The sequence below is a fragment of the Burkholderia diffusa genome, assembly GCF_001718315.1.
Classification (GTDB): domain Bacteria; phylum Pseudomonadota; class Gammaproteobacteria; order Burkholderiales; family Burkholderiaceae; genus Burkholderia; species Burkholderia diffusa_B.
The window spans coordinates 241786-260782 of the sequence record NZ_CP013362.1; the positions used below are offsets into that span (position 1 = coordinate 241786).

General features: G+C 69.0%; 17 protein-coding genes and 1 tRNA gene. 7 read left to right on the plus strand and 11 right to left on the minus strand.

The features are described 5' to 3' along the window. Window positions 1-27 precede the first annotated feature (27 nt). Window positions 28-103, plus strand: a tRNA-Ala gene (locus tag WI26_RS01050). Window positions 104-171: 68 nt separating this feature from the next. Here WI26_RS01050 and WI26_RS01055 read toward each other — a convergent pair. Together WI26_RS01055 and WI26_RS01060 are read right to left on the minus strand one after the other, a co-directional pair. After that, window positions 172-1569, minus strand: coding sequence for an enolase C-terminal domain-like protein (locus WI26_RS01055; RefSeq protein ID WP_069225021.1), 1398 nt, complete (start codon window positions 1567-1569; stop codon window positions 172-174). Between the two features lie 62 nt (window positions 1570-1631). After that, the gene (locus WI26_RS01060) at window positions 1632-2972 is read right to left on the minus strand and encodes an MFS transporter (protein ID WP_069225022.1); all 1341 of its coding nucleotides are present in this window, start codon (window positions 2970-2972) and stop codon (window positions 1632-1634) included. A 291-nt stretch (window positions 2973-3263) separates the two neighbouring features. Here WI26_RS01060 and WI26_RS01065 point away from each other — a divergent pair, with 291 nt between their 5' ends. Both WI26_RS01065 and WI26_RS01070 read left to right on the plus strand, forming a co-directional pair. Continuing rightward, complete coding sequence (locus WI26_RS01065; protein ID WP_069225023.1) at window positions 3264-3890, plus strand: DUF2239 family protein; 627 nt, start codon at window positions 3264-3266, stop codon at window positions 3888-3890. Between the two features lie 16 nt (window positions 3891-3906). Next, complete coding sequence (locus WI26_RS01070) at window positions 3907-5244, plus strand: carotenoid oxygenase family protein (protein ID WP_069225024.1); 1338 nt, start codon at window positions 3907-3909, stop codon at window positions 5242-5244. Between the two features lie 13 nt (window positions 5245-5257). Here the strand turns inward: WI26_RS01070 and WI26_RS01075 are convergent, their stop codons facing one another. Genes WI26_RS01075 through WI26_RS01090 form a run of 4 tightly spaced genes read right to left on the minus strand, consistent with a single transcriptional unit; the run spans window position 5258 to window position 9522 of the window. Further along, the gene (locus WI26_RS01075; protein ID WP_069225025.1) at window positions 5258-6424 is read right to left on the minus strand and encodes an ABC transporter permease; all 1167 of its coding nucleotides are present in this window, start codon (window positions 6422-6424) and stop codon (window positions 5258-5260) included. A gap of 10 nt (window positions 6425-6434) precedes the next feature. Next, on the minus strand, window positions 6435-7589 hold the full coding sequence (locus WI26_RS01080; protein ID WP_069225026.1) for an ABC transporter permease: 1155 nt from the start codon (window positions 7587-7589) through the stop codon (window positions 6435-6437). A gap of 18 nt (window positions 7590-7607) precedes the next feature. Next, on the minus strand, window positions 7608-8306 hold the full coding sequence (locus tag WI26_RS01085) for an ABC transporter ATP-binding protein (protein ID WP_059508697.1): 699 nt from the start codon (window positions 8304-8306) through the stop codon (window positions 7608-7610). A gap of 10 nt (window positions 8307-8316) precedes the next feature. Continuing rightward, complete coding sequence (locus WI26_RS01090; protein ID WP_069225027.1) at window positions 8317-9522, minus strand: efflux RND transporter periplasmic adaptor subunit; 1206 nt, start codon at window positions 9520-9522, stop codon at window positions 8317-8319. Between the two features lie 367 nt (window positions 9523-9889). Here WI26_RS01090 and WI26_RS01095 point away from each other — a divergent pair, with 367 nt between their 5' ends. Further along, window positions 9890-10123 (plus strand): hypothetical protein, encoded by a 234-nt coding sequence (locus tag WI26_RS01095; protein WP_059465114.1) that lies wholly within the window; start codon window positions 9890-9892, stop codon window positions 10121-10123. A 78-nt stretch (window positions 10124-10201) separates the two neighbouring features. Here WI26_RS01095 and WI26_RS01100 read toward each other — a convergent pair whose 3' ends face one another. Then, on the minus strand, window positions 10202-10972 hold the full coding sequence (locus WI26_RS01100) for a Mut7-C RNAse domain-containing protein (RefSeq protein ID WP_069225028.1): 771 nt from the start codon (window positions 10970-10972) through the stop codon (window positions 10202-10204). A 96-nt stretch (window positions 10973-11068) separates the two neighbouring features. Between WI26_RS01100 and WI26_RS01105 the strand changes: the two genes are divergently transcribed. Continuing rightward, window positions 11069-11938, plus strand: coding sequence for an NAD(P)-dependent oxidoreductase (locus tag WI26_RS01105; protein ID WP_059465116.1), 870 nt, complete (start codon window positions 11069-11071; stop codon window positions 11936-11938). A 71-nt stretch (window positions 11939-12009) separates the two neighbouring features. After that, a complete protein-coding gene (locus WI26_RS01110; protein ID WP_069225029.1) occupies window positions 12010-12651 on the plus strand; it encodes a LysE family translocator in 642 nt (213 codons plus the stop codon). A gap of 161 nt (window positions 12652-12812) precedes the next feature. Here the strand turns inward: WI26_RS01110 and WI26_RS01115 are convergent, their stop codons facing one another. Next, window positions 12813-14090: an MFS transporter gene (locus WI26_RS01115; RefSeq protein ID WP_069225030.1), complete on the minus strand. Its 1278-nt coding sequence runs from the start codon at window positions 14088-14090 to the stop codon at window positions 12813-12815. A gap of 99 nt (window positions 14091-14189) precedes the next feature. Here WI26_RS01115 and WI26_RS01120 point away from each other — a divergent pair, with 99 nt between their 5' ends. Beyond that, complete coding sequence (locus WI26_RS01120; RefSeq protein WP_069225031.1) at window positions 14190-15110, plus strand: LysR family transcriptional regulator; 921 nt, start codon at window positions 14190-14192, stop codon at window positions 15108-15110. A 202-nt stretch (window positions 15111-15312) separates the two neighbouring features. Here WI26_RS01120 and WI26_RS01125 read toward each other — a convergent pair whose 3' ends face one another. From WI26_RS01125 to WI26_RS01135, 3 genes are all read right to left on the minus strand, one after another. Then, window positions 15313-16146, minus strand: coding sequence for an OmpW/AlkL family protein (locus WI26_RS01125; RefSeq protein WP_059465120.1), 834 nt, complete (start codon window positions 16144-16146; stop codon window positions 15313-15315). A 16-nt stretch (window positions 16147-16162) separates the two neighbouring features. Beyond that, window positions 16163-17404 (minus strand): DUF2957 domain-containing protein, encoded by a 1242-nt coding sequence (locus WI26_RS01130; protein WP_059465121.1) that lies wholly within the window; start codon window positions 17402-17404, stop codon window positions 16163-16165. A gap of 155 nt (window positions 17405-17559) precedes the next feature. Then, complete coding sequence (locus WI26_RS01135; protein WP_059465122.1) at window positions 17560-18981, minus strand: DUF2957 domain-containing protein; 1422 nt, start codon at window positions 18979-18981, stop codon at window positions 17560-17562. Between the last annotated feature and the right edge of the window lie 16 nt (window positions 18982-18997).

Here is an 18997-nt window from a genome sequence, read left to right on the forward strand (position 1 = left end):
AATGCATGTGTATGATGGTCGACTGTTGGGGCGGTAGCTCAGCTGGGAGAGCGTCGCGTTCGCAATGCGAAGGTCGGGAGTTCGATCCTCCTCCGCTCCACCAACGGAATTCGAAGGGCTCGGTCGCAAGACCGAGCCCTTTTTGCTTTTCCGCGAGCCCGCCCCGCCGCATCATCCCCGCCCGAAACTCGGCCGTTTCGGATCATACGTCCACCCCGGCACCAGATACCGCATCGCCATCGCATCGTCGCGCGCCGTGCCGCCGACTTGCTCGTACAACGCATGGGCCGCCTCGACCTGCGCCATGTCGAGTTCGATCCCGAGCCCCGGCCGCTCGGGCACGGCCACCTGGCCGCCCACGATCTCGAGCGGCTCGCGCGTGAGGCGCGCGTCGCCTTCCTGCCAGATCCAGTGCGTGTCGATCGCGGTAATGGTGCCTGGCGCCGCCGCGGCCGCGTGGGTGAACATCGCCAGCGACACGTCGAAATGGTTGTTCGAGTGCGAACCCCACGTGAGCCCCCAGTCGCGGCACAGCTGCGCGAGCCGCACCGAACCCTGCATCGTCCAGAAATGCGGATCGGCGAGCGGAATGTCGACGGCCTGCAGCCGCACCGCGTGATCCATCTGCCGCCAGTCCGTCGCGATCATGTTGGTCGCCGTCGGGATGCCGGTGGCTCGCCGGAATTCGGCCATCGTCTCGCGGCCCGAGTAGCCGGCTTCCGGGCCGCACGGATCCTCCGCATACGCGAGCAGATGACCTTGCCCGCGGCACAGCGCGACGGCCTCATCGAGCGACCACGCGCCGTTCGGGTCGAGCGTCGCGCGCGCGTCGGGAAAGCGCGCCTTGATCGCCGCGATCGCTTCCATCTCGTCCGCGCCGGCCATCACGCCGCCCTTCAGCTTGAAATCGGCGAAGCCGTAGCGCTCGACCGTGGCCTCGGCCTGCTGCGCGATCGCGGCCGGCGTAAGCGCAGCTTCATTGCGCAGTCGGAACCACGGATCGGCTGCGTGCGTCTGGTCGCGATACGGCAGGTCGGTGCGGCGCCGCTCGCCGATGTAGAACAGGTACGCGAGCATCGGCACGGCGTCGCGCTGCTGGCCTTCGCCGAGCAGCGCCGCGACGGGCACGTCGAGATGCTGGCCGAGCAGGTCCAGCAGCGCGGCCTCGATCGCGGTGATCACGTTGTCGAGCCGCAGGTTGATCTCGTGCGGCTGGCGCAGCACGGCCGCTTCCCCGGCCGACGTCACTTCGTGCCGGATCGTGCGTCCTGCCCCCGCGCCGGTGCCGGACAGCGCCGCGCGCACCGCGTTGAGCGTTGCCTGGTAGCGCCCGATCGACTGGCCGACCACGAGATCGGTCATCCGTTCGAGCGCCTGGCGGATGCCTTCGCCGCCCGGCACTTCGCCGACGCCCGTGTGGCCGCTGCTGTCGTCGAGGATCACGAGATTGCGCGTGAAATACGGTGCGTGCGCACCGCACAGGTTCAGCAGCATGCTGTCGCGGCCGGCGACGGGGATCACCTGCATGCGCGTGACGCGCGGCGTGCCGGCACGGCGGGATTCGGACATCGGTTCGCTCCTGGTTCCGGTCGTGCGCGGGCCGCCGGACGCGCCGGCGCGGCCCGCGCGGTTCAGTTCAGCTCGACGCGGCGAATTTCGCCGACGACGAACAGATAGCAGATCACGGCGACGAGCGCATGCGCGACGACGTACACCAGCGCGCCGTTGAACGAGCCGCTGCGGTCGACGATGTAGCCGATCGCGATCGGCGTCGTGATGCTGGAAAGATTGCCGCACGTGTTGAGCAGCGCGCCGCTCAGGCCGGCGATCTGGCGCGGCGCGGTGTCGGCATTGACGGCCCAGCCGAGTGCGCCGAGCCCCTTGCCGAAGAACGACAGCGCCATGAACAGCACGACGAGCACGTGCGAATCGGTGTAGTTGCAGACGATCATCGACATCGACAGCAGCATGCCGATCACGATCGGCACCTTGCGCGCGACCGACAGCGACTGGCCGTGCTTGAGCAGCGCGTCCGACACGATGCCGCCGAGAATCCCGCCGAGGAACCCGCACACCGCCGGGATCGACGCGACGAGCCCTGCGTTGAGGATCGACATCCCGCGCGCCTGCACGAGATAGACGGGAAACCACGTGATGAAGAAGTAGGTGAGGGCGTTGATGCAGTACTGCGCGACGTATACGCCGACGAGCATCCGGTTCCTCAGCAGCGCCTTCACGTGCCGCATCGACGGGCCGCCGTCGCGCGCGCCGGTCGCCTGGTCGATGTTGACGAGCGCGCCGCCTTCGGCGAGGTAGTCGAGCTCGGCGCCGTTGATGCGCGGGTGCGCCTTCGGGTCGTACATCGTGCGGTTCCACACCAGCACGAACGCGAAGCCGAGCACGCCCATCACCGCGAACACCGACTGCCACCCGTACGCATGCACGAGCCAGCCCATCAGCGGCGCGAACACGACGGTCGCCGCGTACTGAGCCGCGTTGAAGATTGCCGACGCGGTGCCGCGCTCCACGGCCGGGAACCACGTGGACACGATCCGGCTGTTGGCCGGGAACGACGGCGCCTCGGCCGCGCCGACCAGAAAGCGCAACCCGAACAGCGTCGCGAATGCGGCCGCTCCGCCGAAGAAGCCGATGCCGCCCTGAAGCAGCGTGAACAGCGACCAGAAGAAGATGCTGAACGCATAGACGATGCGCGACCCGAAGCGGTCGAGCAGCCAGCCGCCCGGCAGTTGCGCGACCACGTACGACCAGCCGAACGCCGAGAAGATGAAGCCCATCTGCACATGGCTCAGGTGCATCGCGCGGGCAAGCGCCGGGCCCGCGATCGCGATCGCGGCGCGATCCGCGTAGTTGATCGTCGTGACCGCGAACAGCACGGTCAGCACGAGCCAGCGCACGCGGGTGCGCCGGGCCGTTGCCGATGCGGACGCCGGCAATGCGTGAAGCGGATTCATGACTGTCTCCTCCGAAGGGCGGAAGGCGCCGTCGTGCGGCGGCGCGTCGGTGCGCGCGTTTTTTCGTGGTGGTCCTGCCGGCCGGCGGCCGGACGCCGATGCCGCGGAGGCGGGCGTCCGGATCATTCTGTCATGGCGAAATTCGCGCTTTCATGCCAATTGCTGACTTGATCGATTCAGGAATTGAATTGATTCGAGCACTCGGCATATTTTTACCCGGATGATATTGACAATCAATTTATACCCGGATAAAAATTGCGTCATTCCGATTTCTGCCCATGGGCGGCCACGATGACGCTTTCCACCTTGCTTCCTTCCTACACGGCATTCGACGGTCATCGGCGCGTCGCGTCGGGTCCGCTTGCGACGGTGGCCGTCGCAATCCGGCAGGCGTACGGCGACACGATGTCCGGCTCGATCGTGATCTTCGACGACGCGACCGGCCGCTCGATCGACCTCGACCTGCGCGGCACGGCGGACGATATCCGCGCGCGTTACGCGGCAGTGCCGGGCGAGGCATCCGCGTCCGCCGGCGAGCAGGCCGGCGCGGCCGAGCAGCGCGGCCGCGGACGTCCGAAGCTCGGCGTCGTCGCACGCGAGGTCACGCTGCTGCCGCGTCACTGGGACTGGCTCGCTGCGCAGCCGGGCGGCGCGTCCGTCGCGCTGCGCAAGCTGGTGGAGGACGCGCGGCGCACGCACGCGGCGGCCGACCGGCGCCGCGACGCACAGACGCGCGCGTATCACTTCATGTCGGCGATCGCGGGCGACCTGCCGAATTTCGAGGAAGCTGCGCGTGCGCTGTATGCGAACGACCTCGCGCGGATGGCAGAGCTGATCGCCCGGTGGCCGGACGACGTGCGCGACCATGCGCTCGTGCTGGCGCGTGGCGATCTGCCGCCGTCGACCGAAGACTGCTGATGGAGCACACGACGCAATGACGACCTTCGAGCTGAACCGCGGCGCGATCGCGCCGGTCGCCGACGAAGTCGACCTCGTCGACCTGCGCGTGACCGGAACGATCCCGCCAGAACTTGACGGCACGTTGCTGCGCAACGGCCCGAATCCGCCGGGCGGCCGCTTCGAGGGCAATGACGTGCTGTCGTGGTGGCCGGAAGCGGCGATGCTGCACGCGATCGCATTCGAACGCGGCCGCGCGGCCGGCTATCGGAACCGCTGGGCGCGCACGCGCCGCTGGGCCGATGTGCATGCGCCGGAGCAGGCGCCGCACCTGCCCGACACGAATCCGAACGTGAACGTAGTGCAGCACGCCGGCGAATTGCTCGCGCTGGCGGAAGGCGGCGTGCCGCTCGCGATCACGGCCGCGCTCGACACGCTCGGTGCGCCGGCGCGGCATGCGGCGTTCGGCGGCGCGATGGCTGCCCATCCGAAGGTCGACCCGGTGACGGGCGAACTGATCCTGCTTCGCGCGGACTGGCGCGCGCCGTGGCTGCGCTACGGCGTCGCGGATGCGCAGGGCGTGCAGCGCGTCGACGTCGCCGTCGACCTGCGTGCGCCGTCGATGATGCACGACCTCGCGATCACCGAGACCCGCAGCTTGCTGCTCGATCTGAACGTCGGCTACGACTTCGCGATGCTGAAGCAGGGGCACCGGATGCCACTGCGCTGGCACGACGATCGCGACGCGCGGATCGGCGTGATCCCGCGCCACGGCGGCGACGTGCGCTGGTTCGGCATCGAGCCGTGCTTCATCCAGCATGTCGTGAACGCGTACGACTGCGATGCGTCGTGCATCGTGCTCGATGCGGTGCGCTATCCGTGGTTCCTGCGGCTCGACGCGCGCACCGGCCGCTTCGCCGACAACCCGGTCGGCGAGCTGTGGCGCTACGTGATCGATACCGCGAACGGGCTGATCGACGAGGGGCCGCTCGCCGACGGCGGCATCGAGCTGCCGCGCATCAACGAAAGCAGGACGGGGCGCCCGTACCGCTATCTGTATGCGGTCGAGCAGCCGAACAACGCCGAGATGCGCGGTGTGATGCGCTTCGACCACGTGCGCGGCACGACGACACGCTTCGCGGTGCCGGCCGGCGACCAGAACGGCGAGCCGGTGTTCGTGCCGCGCCCGGGCGGCACCGACGAGGACGACGGCTGGCTGCTGGTGATGGTCTACCGCGCGGCGACGGACACGAGCGACGTCGTGATCCTCGATGCGCGCGCCATCGACGCGGCGCCGGTCGCGACGGTGCACCTGCCGCGCCGCGTGCCGGCCGGGTTCCACGGCGCGTGGGTGCCGCGCGAGCGTCGGCCGTGAGCGGCCGCGCGCGTCACTGCGCGCGCAGCGCGTCGACGATGTTCAGCCGCGCGGCGCGCATCGCCGGCAGGAACCCGCCGACGAGCCCCATCACGAGCGAGAACAGCAGCGTCTTCACGACGATCGCGGGTGTCAGTACGAAACGGAACGACAGGTCGGAGAAGGTCTGGAAGTTGGTCGTCGAGAACGACGCGAACTCCATCAGCGATGCGCACGCAAGCCCCGCGAGCCCGCCGACGAAGCCGAGCAGCAGCGCCTCCAGCAGGAACGCGGCGAGCACGTTCGCGCGCTTGAAGCCGAGCGCGCGCAACGTGCCGATCTCGGCGGTGCGGTTCGCGACTGACGCGTACATCGTGATCATCGCGCCGATCATCGCGGCGATCGAGAAGATCGTCGACAGCGTGATGCCGAGGATGTTGATGAAGGTCGACAGCGCCTTCGACTGGTCGCCGTAAAACGTCTGCTCGCGCTTTGCTTCATCCGTCAGCCGCGGGTCGACGTCGATGTCGGCCTTGAAGCGCGCGAAGCCGTCGGCGCTCGGGATGCGCAGCACCATCGACGAATAGCTGGTGCGCCGGAACGACTGCATCAGCTGGTCGACGTCGCCCCAGATCTCCGAATCGAAGCCGCTGCCGCCCGCGTCGAAGATGCCGACGACGGTCCAGTCGCGCTGCGCGAAATGCAGGCGGTCGCCGAGCTGCGTGCCGCTGAAGCCTTTCGCGATTGCGCTGCCGACGACGATCTCCGACGAGCCCGGCGCGAACGTGCGGCCGGCCACGAGCTTCACGCGCGGGCGCAGCGCGAGGCCGGCCGGCGACACGCCGCGGATCACGACGTTCGACGGCTTGCCGGTCGACGTCTTCACGAGCGAGATCAGCACGACGGCTTCCTTCGACACCCGCGGCCGGCCGTCGGGGCCGAGCGCCACGGCCGGATGCATCTCGAGCGCGTTGGCCTGCTGATGGTCGATCGCACTCTGGATCTCGGTTTCCGCGCCCTTGCGGATCACCACGACGTTGTCCGGTTCGCCGGTCGACACGAGCGTCTGCGTGAGCCCCGCGTCGAGCATCTGCACGGTCGCGAACACGAAGATCACCAGCGCCATCCCGCCTGCGGTGAGCGCGGTGGTGAGCCGGCGGGTCCACAGGTTGCGCGCGATGTAGGTGAGCGGAATCGTCATCGGCGGCAGCCTACCCGATCGCCCGCAGGCCTTCGACCACGCGCACGCGCGCCGCCTGCCACGCCGGCACGAGCGCGGCCGCGAGGCCGACCGCGACCGAGCACGCGGCCTGCAGCGCCATCGTTTCGGTCGACACCTTGAACACCGGGAAGATGCCGCCCGCGGCCTGCTTGAAGATGCTCGCGGCCGGCGGCGTCGCGAGCATCCCGAGCCCGCCGCCCGCCACCGCGATCACGACCGATTCGCCGAACACGATCAGCGCGAGAAAGCCGGGGCCGAAGCCGAGCGCCTTCAGCGTCGCGTATTCGGCGGTGCGTTCGCGCGCGCTCATCGCCATCGCGTTCGCCATCACGGCCATGATGATCAGGATCACCACGTACGACACGACGCGTATCGCCGCGATGATCTGGTTCGACATCGCGACGAAGCCGAGCTGGAACGCCTGCTCGGTCTCGGTCAGCGTCTCGGCGAGCGAGTTCTTGAACTCGGCGTCGACGTTGCGCGCGATCGCGGCGCCGTCGTCCGGGTTCGCGACGCCGAGCACGAACACGCCGACCTGGTCGGCCTGCTTCGGCGTGCGCTTGCGCACCGTCTCGTTCAGGTAGTCCCAGTGGAACACCAGCTGGCGCGTGATCGTCGAGTCGTCGCGGCCATCGAGGATGCCGCGCACGACGAAGTCCCACGTGCCCGGATAGATCGTGCCTTTCAGCGGAATCACGTCGCCGACCTTGAAGCCGAACTGCGTCGCGAGCTGGCGCCCGACGAGGCAGCCGCGGCGGTCGCGGTCGTAGTCGGCGCGCTGCTGCGCCGGCAGGATGAATTCGGGATACAGGTCGAGGTAGTTCTCCGACACCGCGAAGCTCGCGAAGAAGTTCTTCGGATCGCGGTAGATGCCGCCGAACCAGTTCGAGCGCACCACGGCCGTCACGCCGTCGACGCCGCGGATCCGGTTCTCGTAGCTGACCGGCAGCGGGAACACGAGCGAGATCGCGTTGCGCGTGACGAGCCGGCCGCTGGAGGCGGCGGCCGCGCCCGCGTACCAAGCGTCGACGACGGTGTGCAGCAGCCCGAACGCCAGCACCGCGATGGTCAGCCCGAGCACGGTCAGCAGCGTGCGCAGCCGGTGCCGCAGCGCATTGCGCGCGATCAGCTTCAGCACGTACATCGCGCGCGCTCCCGTCCGTCAGGCGGCGTGCCCATCGATCAGCTCCCCTTTTTCCAGATGCACGAGCGAGCGCGCGGCGGCTGCCGCGTGCGCATCGTGGGTCACCATGATGATCGTCTTGCCGAGCTCGGCGTTCATCCGCTGCAGCATCGCGAGCACGTCGGTGGCCGATGCGCGGTCGAGGTCGCCGGTCGGTTCGTCGGCGACGATCAGCACCGGATCGGTGATCAGCGCGCGCGCGATCGCGACGCGCTGCTGCTGGCCGCCCGACAGCTCGGACGGGTAATGGGTCATGCGGTCGCCGAGATTCACCATGTCGAGCACCAGCTCGACGCGCTCGCGGCGTTCGCGGCGCGACAGGTGCGTCAGCATCAGCGGCAGCTCGACGTTCTCGAACGCGGTGAGCACGGGCATCAGGTTGTAGAACTGGAAGATGAAGCCGACGTTCGCCGCGCGCCATTCGGCCAGTTGCGCTTCCTCGAGCCGCGAGATGTCGAGGCCGCCCACGCGCAGCTCGCCGCTGTCGGGCCGGTCGATGCCGGCAACGAGGTTGAGCAGCGTGCTCTTGCCGGAACCCGACGGCCCCATCAGCGCGACGAAGTCGCCTTCGCCGATGTCGAGCGTGATGTCGGTCAGCACCGGCACGACCTGGTTGCCGCGCCGGTACGACTTCGCGACGTGGCTGAGCTCGACGAGCGGCGGCGCGGCGTCGTTCACGCGCGCCACGCTACTTCTTCGCGACGGCCACTTTCGCGCCGTCCTTCAGTTTCGCGCCCGGCGCAAGCACGACCGTGTCGCCGGGCTTCACGCCGCGGATCGCGACGAGTTCGCCGATCCGCGCGCCTTGGGTCACCGGCGCTGCGCGCACGGTGTCGTCCTTCACGACGAACACGACCGGCCGGCCGTCGCGCTCGACCACCGCGCTCGCCTGCACGGCGGTTACCGGCTGACGGTCCTGCGGCGACGCGGGCTTCGACAGGAACGCGATCTTCGCACTCATGTCGGGCAGCACGCGCTCGTCGCGGTCGACGAAACGCACCTTCACGAGCACCGTTGCCTTCGAGCGGTCGACAGTCGGCACGATGCGCGACACGCGACCTGCGAAGCGCATGTCGGGCAGCGCGTCGAGCTGGATCTCGCACGGCTGTTCCGCGCGGATCTTCGCGATGTTCGACTCGGCGACGTCGGCCTCGACCTCGAGCGTGTCCATGTCGGCGATCGTCACGACCGCGCCCTTGCTGTCCGACGCGGACGAGAACGGCGTGATGTTGTCGCCGACGTTCGCGTGCTTTGCCAGCACGATGCCGTCGAATGGCGCGCGGATCACCGTCTGGTCGACCGCGACCTGCGCGGCTTGCGCATTGGCTTCGGCGGACGCGATCGTGGCCTCGTCGCTGTTGACCGACGCGCGCGCCTTGTTCACGCGGGCCGTGTCGATGTCGAGCTGCGCGGCCGGCACCGCGCCCTTCGGCGCGAGCGCGGCGGTGCGGCGCAGCGCGATTTCAGCGTCCTTCAGCTCCGCCTGCGCGACGCCGAGGTTCGCGCGGGAGACCTGCACCTGCGCGCGTGCCTGCGCCAGCGACGCCTGTACGTCACGACTTTCGAGCCGCGCGATGATCTCGTCCTTCTTCACGCGCGTGCCTTCGAGCACGCCGAGCCATTCGACGCGCCCCTGGCCCTTCGACGCGACCGCGGCCTTGCGCTGCGGCACGACGTAGCCGGTCGCGTTGAGCTGGGTATCGTTCTGGTACGGATAGGCGGACGTGACGGCGGTCGTGTCGACCGTCGGGCGGCCAGTGAACGCCAGCACGGCGACGATCACGGCGATGACGAGCGCGGCTGCGACCGCAATGCGGAGCCACCGGCGCCGGCGTGGCGCGGGCGCGAGCGGACGCCGGTCGATTTTCAGTTTGTCCAGATTGTGATCGGGCAATTTGGGCGCCTTGCGACGGCGGCGGTCTCGGAACCGGCCGCGTCCGGTTGGGGACGGAAGGAGGCCAGTATAGCGTCGCCGCGGCGGGCGCGAGAGCCGGTTTGTCGGATGATTGACGCACGTTCCGCAGCGTGTCGCGCTGGCCTGAAACCGGCGCCCCCGGGGAAACCCGAGGGTGCAGGCCGCATGTCAACTCGTCGTGCGGGAGAGGCGTTATGGAGCCAGTGCATCAGTGTTTGTCGAGGCGAAAAGGCAAGAGCCGACCCGCCCGGCGGCGACCGGCGACCCGGCGCGGCTGATGTTCCGATGCGGATGCCTCGCATCTCTTACCGGTACGTTTGACTTTTTCTCCGCTAAAGGAAGAACAATGAAGAAGACGCTCGCTTCGATCATGGCCGCAGCATTCGCTCTCGCATCGGTTTCGGCATTCGCACAGGCGTCGGCTGCCGGCGCCGACGCGATGGCTCCTGCTTCCGCCCCGATGAAGAAGGATCACAGCAAGCCGAAGCATCAACTGAAGCACCACGGCTCGAAGAAGGGCCAGGCGAAGGCTGCGGCTGCATCGGCCGCCGGCACGAACGACGCAGGCGCGCAGAACTAAGCACGTTTCGCCGGAGCCGGCACTGCCGGCCGCCCGTCGTGAAACCCCGCACGCTCCGGCCTGCGGGGTTTTGTTTTTTCAGGCGTCGGCCACGTTCGGGACGTCGAGGGCGCCGGGCGGCGGCGGCGCGCGCATCGCATCGACCACCGCGCGCATGCGCCGCCAGTGCGATCCCTCCCAGAACACCCGCCGGCACACGTCGCACGCGGCAAAGCGCCGGTGCCGCTGCCGGACACCGGCCGGCACGCGCGGCGCGGCGTCCGCCGCGTCGAGCGCGTGCAGCGGCGCGTTGCAGCGCAGGCACAGCCGGAACGGCCGCATGTGCGGCGCGAGATCGAGCCGCACGAACAGCTCGCGCAATTGCGCGTCCGGCTGCTGCGCGTGCAGGTAGCAGCCGCGCGCGACCGCGCGGCGCTTCAGCAGCTCGCGGTCGCGTGTCAGCACGATCCGGCCTTCGCGGGACGCGAGCGCGACGAGCTCGTCGTCGCGGTAGTGATTGTCGTAGCAGGTGTCGAAGCCGGCCAGGCGCAGCAGCTGCGCAAGGCCACCGAGGTGCGCGTCGGCGACGAAGCGCCAGCGGTCCGGTTGCGGCAGCGGGGATGCGGCCGACGGCTGCGCGCGCTGCGGATGGATGTCGACGCGGTCGCCGTCGCCGAGCGGCCGGTCGAGGGCGGATGGGGCGCCGTTCACGCAGAGCCGGCCGATTTCCGTATGCGGGACGCCGAGCGCCTCGATTGCATGCTTGAGCGTCGCGTCGCGCGCAAACGCGTGCGCGAACGCGCGCTCGCGCCGGGCGCGAGCGAGAAAGTCGTTCAGTTCGCCGTGAAAGCGGAAGGTTGCGGTCGCCATCCGCGCAGTATCGCACCGCGCACGGCCGGTCGCCGGGGCTGCAGGCTGTCGCCATCTGTGTTTAACTCCCCGCTTCACGAGTCGAAGGAGCGGGAAATGGATCTCGGATTTATCGGACTGGGCGAAATGGGGCAGGCGATCGCGACGAACCTGCTGAAGGCGGGGCATGCCGTGCGGGTCTGGAACCGGTCGCGCGAGCGTGCCGAGCCGCTCGCCGCGTTCGGCGCGCAGATCGTCGCGACGCCGGCCGACGCGTTTCGCGGCGATGCCGTGTTCTCGATGCTCGCCGACGATGCGGCCGCGCGCGAAGTATTCGACGACGCGCTGCTCGCGCAGGCGCCGCGCGGCCTGATTCACGTGAATATGGCGACCGTGTCGGTCGCGCTCGCCGAATCGCTCGCGCACGCGCATGCGTCGCGCGGCCTCGCGTATGTCGCCGCGCCCGTGATGGGGCGCCCGGACGTCGCCGCCGCCGCGCGCCTGACGATCATGGCGGGCGGCCCGGCCGAGGCGATCGACCGCGTGCAGCCGCTGTTCGACGCGATCGGCCAGAAGACCTGGCGGTTCGGCTCGCTGCCGCAGCATGCGAACGTCGCGAAGATCGCGGCGAATTTCACGCTGGCGTCGGCGATCGAGACGCTCGGCGAGGCGTCCGCGCTGCTCGGCGCGCACGGCGTCGCGATGCGCGATTTCCTTGACGTGATCACGAACAGCGTATTCCCGGGGCCGGTCTACGCAGGCTACGGTGCAATGATCGCCGAGCGCAGCTACGAGCCCGCGCGTTTCAAGGCGCGCCTCGGGCTGAAGGACGTGCGGCTCGCGCTGCAGGCCGGCGACGCCGCGTCGGTCCCGCTGCCGGTGGCGAGCGTCGTGCGCGACAGCCTGCTCGATGCGCTCGCGCACGGCGGCGGCGAGCAGGACTTCGCGGTGCTCGGCGAAGTCGCGCTGCGGCGCGCGGGGCGCTGAGCCGGCGCGGGACAGACGCGCCGCGCACGCGGCATAATCGACGTTTCGTTTTTCTTTCGGTCGGGGTGGTGATGAACCTGCATACGTGGTGGCTTTTCGTGGCGACGGTGTTCGTCGTGTCGGCGATTCCGGGGCCGAACATGCTGCTCGTGATGACGCACGGCGCGCGGCACGGGCTGCGGCGTTCGGCGTGGACGATGGCCGGCTGTCTCACGGCGCTGGTGCTGATGCTGTCGGTGTCGGCGGCGGGCCTCGGTGCCGTGCTCGAGGCATGGCCGGCGATGTTCAACACGTTGCGCTTTGCGGGTGCTGCCTACCTGATCTATCTCGGCGTGAAGGCGTGGCGCGCGCGGGTCGACGACGAGCAGCCTGCCGCCGATGTCGAAACCGTGTCGCGCCAGCTCGCGTCGGCATCGCGCGGCGCGCTGTTCCGCAACGGTTTCCTGGTCGCGGGCAGCAACCCGAAGGCGATCCTGTTCGCGGCCGCGCTGCTGCCGCAATTCATCAACGCGTCCGAGCCGACGTTGCCGCAGTTCGGCATCCTAGTCGTCACGTTCGCGGTGATCGAGGTCAGCTGGTATCTCGTCTATGCGTCGTTCGGCACGCACATCGGCGCGACGCTGAAAAGCCAGAGCGTTGCGAAGATCTTCAACCGGCTGACGGGCGGCATTTTCGTCGGCTTCGGCGCGATGATGGCGTTGGTCCGTCACTGATTCATGCCGCCGCGGCCGCCGCCGCCGCCACGGGTTGCAGCACGCCCCGCGCCTCGTCAGAGGGCGGGGCGTTTTCACGTCGCGCTGCGATTACGCTCCGCCCACGCGCGCGGCCAGCCAGAGGCGGGGCATTTTCGCATCCGGGGCCGGTCATGCTTGGATCACGCGCGCGGCCACGCGGCGGCGCCGGCACGGCGGCCGGTCGACAAGCCGAACGCGGCGGCCGCGCCCGCGAACGCGAAGCCGACACCGCACACGGCACGCCACCCGCCCCACGCCCATGCGCTGCCCGCGAGCGCTGCGCCGGTCGCGCCGCCGACGAAGAACAACCCGACGAACAATCCGTTCAAACGACCGCGCGCGGCTGGGTTCAGCAGATTGATTGCCCGGCGGCCGATCGTCTGGTCGACGATCACGCCTGCGTCGAGCAGCGCAGCGCCGCCGGCGAGGAGCGCCAGCGCGACGCCGCGGTGCGTGTGCGCATCGAAGCCGAACCAGCCGGCGCCGGCGATGCCGAGCACGGTGAGCGCGGCGAGCATCGTCACGTGTGCGATGCGCTGCGCGGCCGGACCGTGGCCGCGATCGCCGGCGCGACCGGCCAGCGGCGTGACGATCGCACCGCTCGCGCCGGCGAACGCGAACAGCGCGACGCCGTGCAGGTCGAGGCCGAATGGCGGCTGCGCGAGCCGCAGCCCGATGGCGGTCCAGAACGCGCTGAATGCGGCCATTGCGAGCGCGGCCGACAGCGCATGTCGGCGCAGCACCGGTTCGTCGGCCAGCAGGCGGCCCATCGACGCGAGCAGCGCGCGATAGCCGGCCGTCACCGGCGGCACGCGCGGCGGCAGGCGCAGCGCGAGCACCGCCGCAATCGCCGCGTTCGCGAGCGCGGCCAGCGCGTAGAACGCGCGCCAGCCGGCCGTGCCCGCGATCAGGCTGGCGAGTGGCCGCGACAGCAGGATGCCGAGCATCAATCCGCTCATCACGTTGCCGACCGCTCGCCCGCGCTGTGCTTCGGGCGCCATCGACGCGGCCATCGGCACCAGCATCTGGATCACGCTCGACGCGGCGCCCGCGACCAGCGTTGCGAGCAGGAAGACGGCGCCGGACCGCGTGAACGCCGGCAGCGCGAGCGCGGCCGCGCACGCGACGAGCGTCACGACGATCAGGCGGCGGTTCTCGAGCAGATCGACGAGCGGCACCAGCAGCACGAGGCCCGCTGCGTACCCGAGCTGCGGCAGCATCGCGACGAGTCCCGTGAGGCCCGGCGGCAACCGCAGGTCGGCGCTGATCGAACCGGTCAGTGGCTGCGCGGCGAACAGGTCCATCACGATCACGCCGACCGTCGCGGCGAAGAAGAGCGTCATGCCCGCACTGAGCGCGGGCGGTGCGCCGAGCGCGGGGCGGTCGGCGGCTTGGCAGGAGTGTGCAGGGCAATTCATCGTCGGAAGCCTGGATGTCGAACGAAGGAATCCCCATCGTAGGTGCGCGATGTTTATGCGACAATTGAAATATGTCTAACATGATTATGCGAGTTTGCTTTGAATACGCGTGATCTCCAGGCGTTCGTCGCGGTGGTCGACAGCGGGTCGATGGTCGCGGCCGCCGCGAAACTTCATCTGACGCAGCCGGGCCTGACGCGTCGCGTCCAGAACCTCGAAACACTGCTCGGCATGCCGCTGCTCGATCGGCAGAGCAAGCCGCTGAAGCCGACCGCTGCCGGGCGCGACGTCTACGCGCTTGCGCGCAACGTGCTGGGTGCGGTCGACGAATTGATGGCGGCCGGCGCGCCCGACAGCGAGCCGTCCGGTGAACTGCGGATCGGCGTGCCGCCGTTCCTGTCCGAGCTGGCGCTCGAGCGGCCGATCGACAGGTTGCGTGATGCCTTTCCGCGCCTGACGCTGCGCGTGACGGCCGGCTGGTCGCCGGCGCTCGTGCAGGGCATCGAGCGCGGTGCGCTCGATGTCGCGACGGTCATGGTGCCGGCCAGCGCGGCGCTGCCCGACACGCTCACGGCCACGTTGCTCGGCACGCAACCGACGGTGCTCGTCGCCGCGCGCGACTTTCCGCTACCGGACGGGCCGCTGTCGCTCGATGTGTTGTCGGGTTTTCCGTGGGTGCTGAGTCAGGACGGCTGCGGGATGCGCTCGGCGCTGAGCCGCGCGCTCGGCGCGGCCGGGTTGCCGTTCGACGTCGCGGTCGAGGCATTCGGCTCGGAGCTGCAGCTGTCGCTCGTGGCGCGAGGCGCCGGCATCGGCATCGCGCCGCCGAACGCGCTCGCGCGCAGCGCGCATCGCGATGCGCTAAGGGTGGTGGAAACGGCGGGGCTCGAGACGCGGATCAGCGTGTGGATCGTGCACGGCACGCTGCCGGGCCGTCTGATGCGGCCGGTCGCGCTACTGCGGGATGCGCTGGGAGAGGTGCTCCGCCGGGAGAACGAGATGGGGTCGGATGCGAACTAGCGCTCTAGAGTGCGCAGTCGAGGGAAAATCCTTATTTTCTCTACGGAAATGTTGCAATGCGGAAACCGATTCGCTATAGTTACACCTGTCTCCTCCATGTCTCCTCTGATATGGATTCAGCCCGCCACTTAGGCGGGCTTTTTTTTGCCCGTGTTTTGCGCGGGCCATCCATTCGTCCTTTGTCCGCCCTGCGTCGCCGGCGTCAGAACTTGTACGTCATCCCGACGTAGCTGATGATCGGGTCAGCCTTCAGCTCCGATTTCGACTCGGCGAGCACCGTGCCGTCGGCCGCCTTGATCGTCACCGTCGACGTCGTCTTCAGCGGGATGTAGGTCACCGACGCCACCAGCCCGAAATGCTCGGTCATGTTGTACTGCAGACCCGCGTTGAACACCGGCTGCCACGACGACGACGCCTTCGCTTCCACCGATGTCGTACCCGGCTTGCCCGCGCCCGCCGCGAGAATCGCGCCGAGGTTGTCCTGCGTCTGCTTGATGAAGTTCGTGTTGAGCTGCAGGTCGCTGAACCAGTTGTACGACACGCCGAGGCCGAGGAATGGCCTGAATTTCGCGTTCGCCGCCCCGAAGTAGTACTGCAGGATCGCCGCCGGGCTCCACTGCCGCACGCTCTTCACGATCGGGTTCACCGACGCGAGGCCGATGTTCTGCGTGCCGAGTGCGCCGGCCGGGCCCGGCGGCTTGATCGTGCCCTGGCCCGACACCTTGAACACCGGCGGCACGCCGGCCACCGACGTGACCGCGATGTGATCGGTCAGGAAGTGGCTGACCGTCAGGCCGACGGTATCCGCGCCGCTGGTGTGCAAACCGGTGCCCGGCGACGTGAACGACGGCGGCAGCCGCAACGGCGTGTTGATCGGCGTCGGCGCGACGTTGGTCGTCATCGGCGTGCTGCTTTGCTGCGGCATCACGTGGAACCAGCCGAGCGTGACGACGTTGCTGCCGGCGCTTTGCGCATGGGCCGCAAGCGGCGCCATCGCGGCGGCGCCGGCCGCCGCGCAAAGAAGGGTCTTCTTCATCACGGCTTGCCTCCGCTTACTGGACGAACGCGCCGATCGTGAAATACGGCGTCGAACCCGCGTTGTCGAGGAAACCGAACACGCCACCCGTGAAGATGAACTTGCCGGTCGGCGACGTGCTGCCCGAGCCCGTATGGATCGTCGTGACCGTGCCCGGCACCTTCTGCGTGTAGTCCAGGTCGAGCGCGGTCGCGAGCGATGCCTGCGACGGCTGGAACGGATCGAGCAGCGTGGCCTGGTTGTTGATCAGCGCGGTGGTCCGGTAGTCGAACTGGCTGTCGACCCCGATGTATTCGCCGTTCTGCGAGCCGGCCGCGATGGCCGTCTGCGGCGCGAGGATCGAGATGCTCGATTCGTCGTCGGCGGTCAGGCCCGGCACGCCGTTGCTGTCGGGCGTCGGGTTCGGGTTCGCGACACCCGTGCGCACGAGGATCGGCACCAGCTGGTTGCGCAGCTTGCCGACGATCATGAAGCCCTTGCCCTGCGGCGTCGCCGACAGCGTCGGCTTCAGCTGGCTCGCGTAGTTGTTCGACTGGAACGCGCCGCTGCCGTCGGCCGACTGCACGAAGTTCGTGCCCTGCTGCACGCACGCGCCGCCGGCGAACTGGCCGGTCGTGTCGCACTTGGTCCACGTGCCGTCCGCGTTGATCGTCACCTTGGCGTCGATCGACGCCGGCGCGAATTTCTGCGACGGCACTTCGCCGAAGCCGATGTGGCTGTACGTGCCCGCGACCTTTGTGATGTCGGTTTCGATCGACGAGAAGCCGATGAACGGGTAGTACGGGAATTTCGTGTCGGGCACCGCTGCCTGGCCGAGCACGCCGTCGAACTGGATCTCCTTGCCGGGAATCGTGCCGCCCGCGACGCCGAAGCCGACGAAGATGCGCGCCGGACGCGACGCATCGAGGCTCGCGCCGTTCAGCCGGAATGCGCACTGGTTCAGCTTGTTGGTCGGCAGCAGCGTTTCCTGCGTGAGCGTGCCGCTGTCGACGGTGCCCGCGCGGGTCGGCGTGACGGTGCCGGTCTTTTGCGGAACCGCCGATTCGACATAGGTGACCTGCCAGGTCATCTTGGTCGTGTCGAGCTGGACCTTGGCCAGTTCGCCGCTGCCCGCGCCGCCCGTAAACACGGTGCTGTAGTCGAGCGTTGCGGGGCAGAGCCGGTCTTCGACGAGCGGGGGCGGATTGTCGCTGCCGCCGCCGCATGCGGAAAGAAGGGGGGCGGCAAAGGCCGCCGCCAGAACGAGGTTGCGCTTCATGTTGCTCCTCCAGATTTGTCTTGTCAGGCGGCCGGCTCCCTGTCGACCGCTTCTGTTGCTTGTGCTCGTGCTGCCTGCGCCGTGCCGGGCGCCGTCGTTTCGTGCCTTCCCTGCATTCCGCGGCGGCGCACCGGCCGCCGCCGCGTCCCCGATCGTTACTTGCTGATCTGCGCGCCCACGCCGAAGTACGGTGTCGACGACGTGCTCGAGTTCGCCGACGTCGACGTGACGCCGCCGTTCACCGTGCCCTGGATCAGCGCCGCGTACAGGCCGCCCGTCGCGATCACCACACCCGATGCGGCCGTGCCGCTCTTCGGAATCGTCGTCGTGTTCAGCAGGCCCGGCGTCGTCTGACCGTAGTCCAGCGTGAAGCCGTCCTCCTCCGCCTGCGTGGTCGGGTTGATGAACGACGCGTTGCTGCCGCGGATCAGTGCCGCCGTGTACTTGAAGTTCGAATCGGCGCCCGCGTAGCCGCCGTCGATCGCGCCCGACTGGATCGCGCTCGCCGCGCCGAGCACCGCGATGCCCGATTCGTCGTCGACCTTTGCGTCGGTATGCAGCGCCAGATCCGTGCCCAGATACACGTAGCCCGTGCGGACCACCACCGGCACGGTCGCGCCGTTGAGCTGGCCGATCACCATGTGCGCGGTCGCCGACTTGCCGGTCGCGCCGATGAGCGGCAACTGCGTCTGCGGCAGGATCTGCGGCGCCTTCGTGCTGTCGAGATAGCCGCCGTTTGCGTTGACCGTCCACGGATCGCCGGTCGTCAGGCAGCCGCCCGAGGACGTCGACGTACACGCGCCGTTCGCGTCGAACGTCTCGCTTGAATTCGTGCCCTTCGTCGCGTAGTTGCCCGACGGCACGAGGTGATAGATCAGCGCGTTGTACGTACCCGGCAGCTTCGTGAGGTCGGTCGTCGTGCTTGCGAAGCCGAGGAACGGATAGAAGTCGAAGTGGCGGTTCGGCACCTGGCCGACGTTCTTGTAGATCGGGACACCGGCGACGCTGATCGTCAGGCCGTCGTACTGAACCGTCGCGCCGGGGATGCCGCCGCCCGCGACGCCCATGCCGACCAGCAGCATCGGCGGGTTCGCCTGGTTGAAGTCGGCGGCCGTCGAATAAGTCGAGCCGTTCGGTGCCGTGCCCGAACCCGGCGTGAGCACGAACGCGCAGCGCGTCTGCTCCGCGGTCGGCAGCGTGCCGGTCGGCGGGTGGACGACCTTGCCGGTGATCGTGGTGCCGGCGCGGCTCGGCGTGACCGTGCCGGTCGCAAGCGGAATCGGCGATTCGAGCCACTTGAGCGTGTACGTCATCGCGACCGCGTCGATGTTGACGCTGACGATCTCGCCGCTACCGGCGCCGCCGAGGTACGTGCTCTTCACGATGTCGGCATCGGCCGGGCAGAGCGCGCCGTTGATCGGCTGCGACGGCGGCGGCCCTTGCGTGCCGCAGCTCGATCCGGAACATTGGGGTGCTTCGATCGGCGCGGGCGAGCCGCCGTCTCCTCCACCACAGGCAATCAGGAAAGGGGCGATGGCAAAGGCCGTTGCCACCCCCTTCGATAAGGCGTGCGACATGCCGCTGTCTCCAATC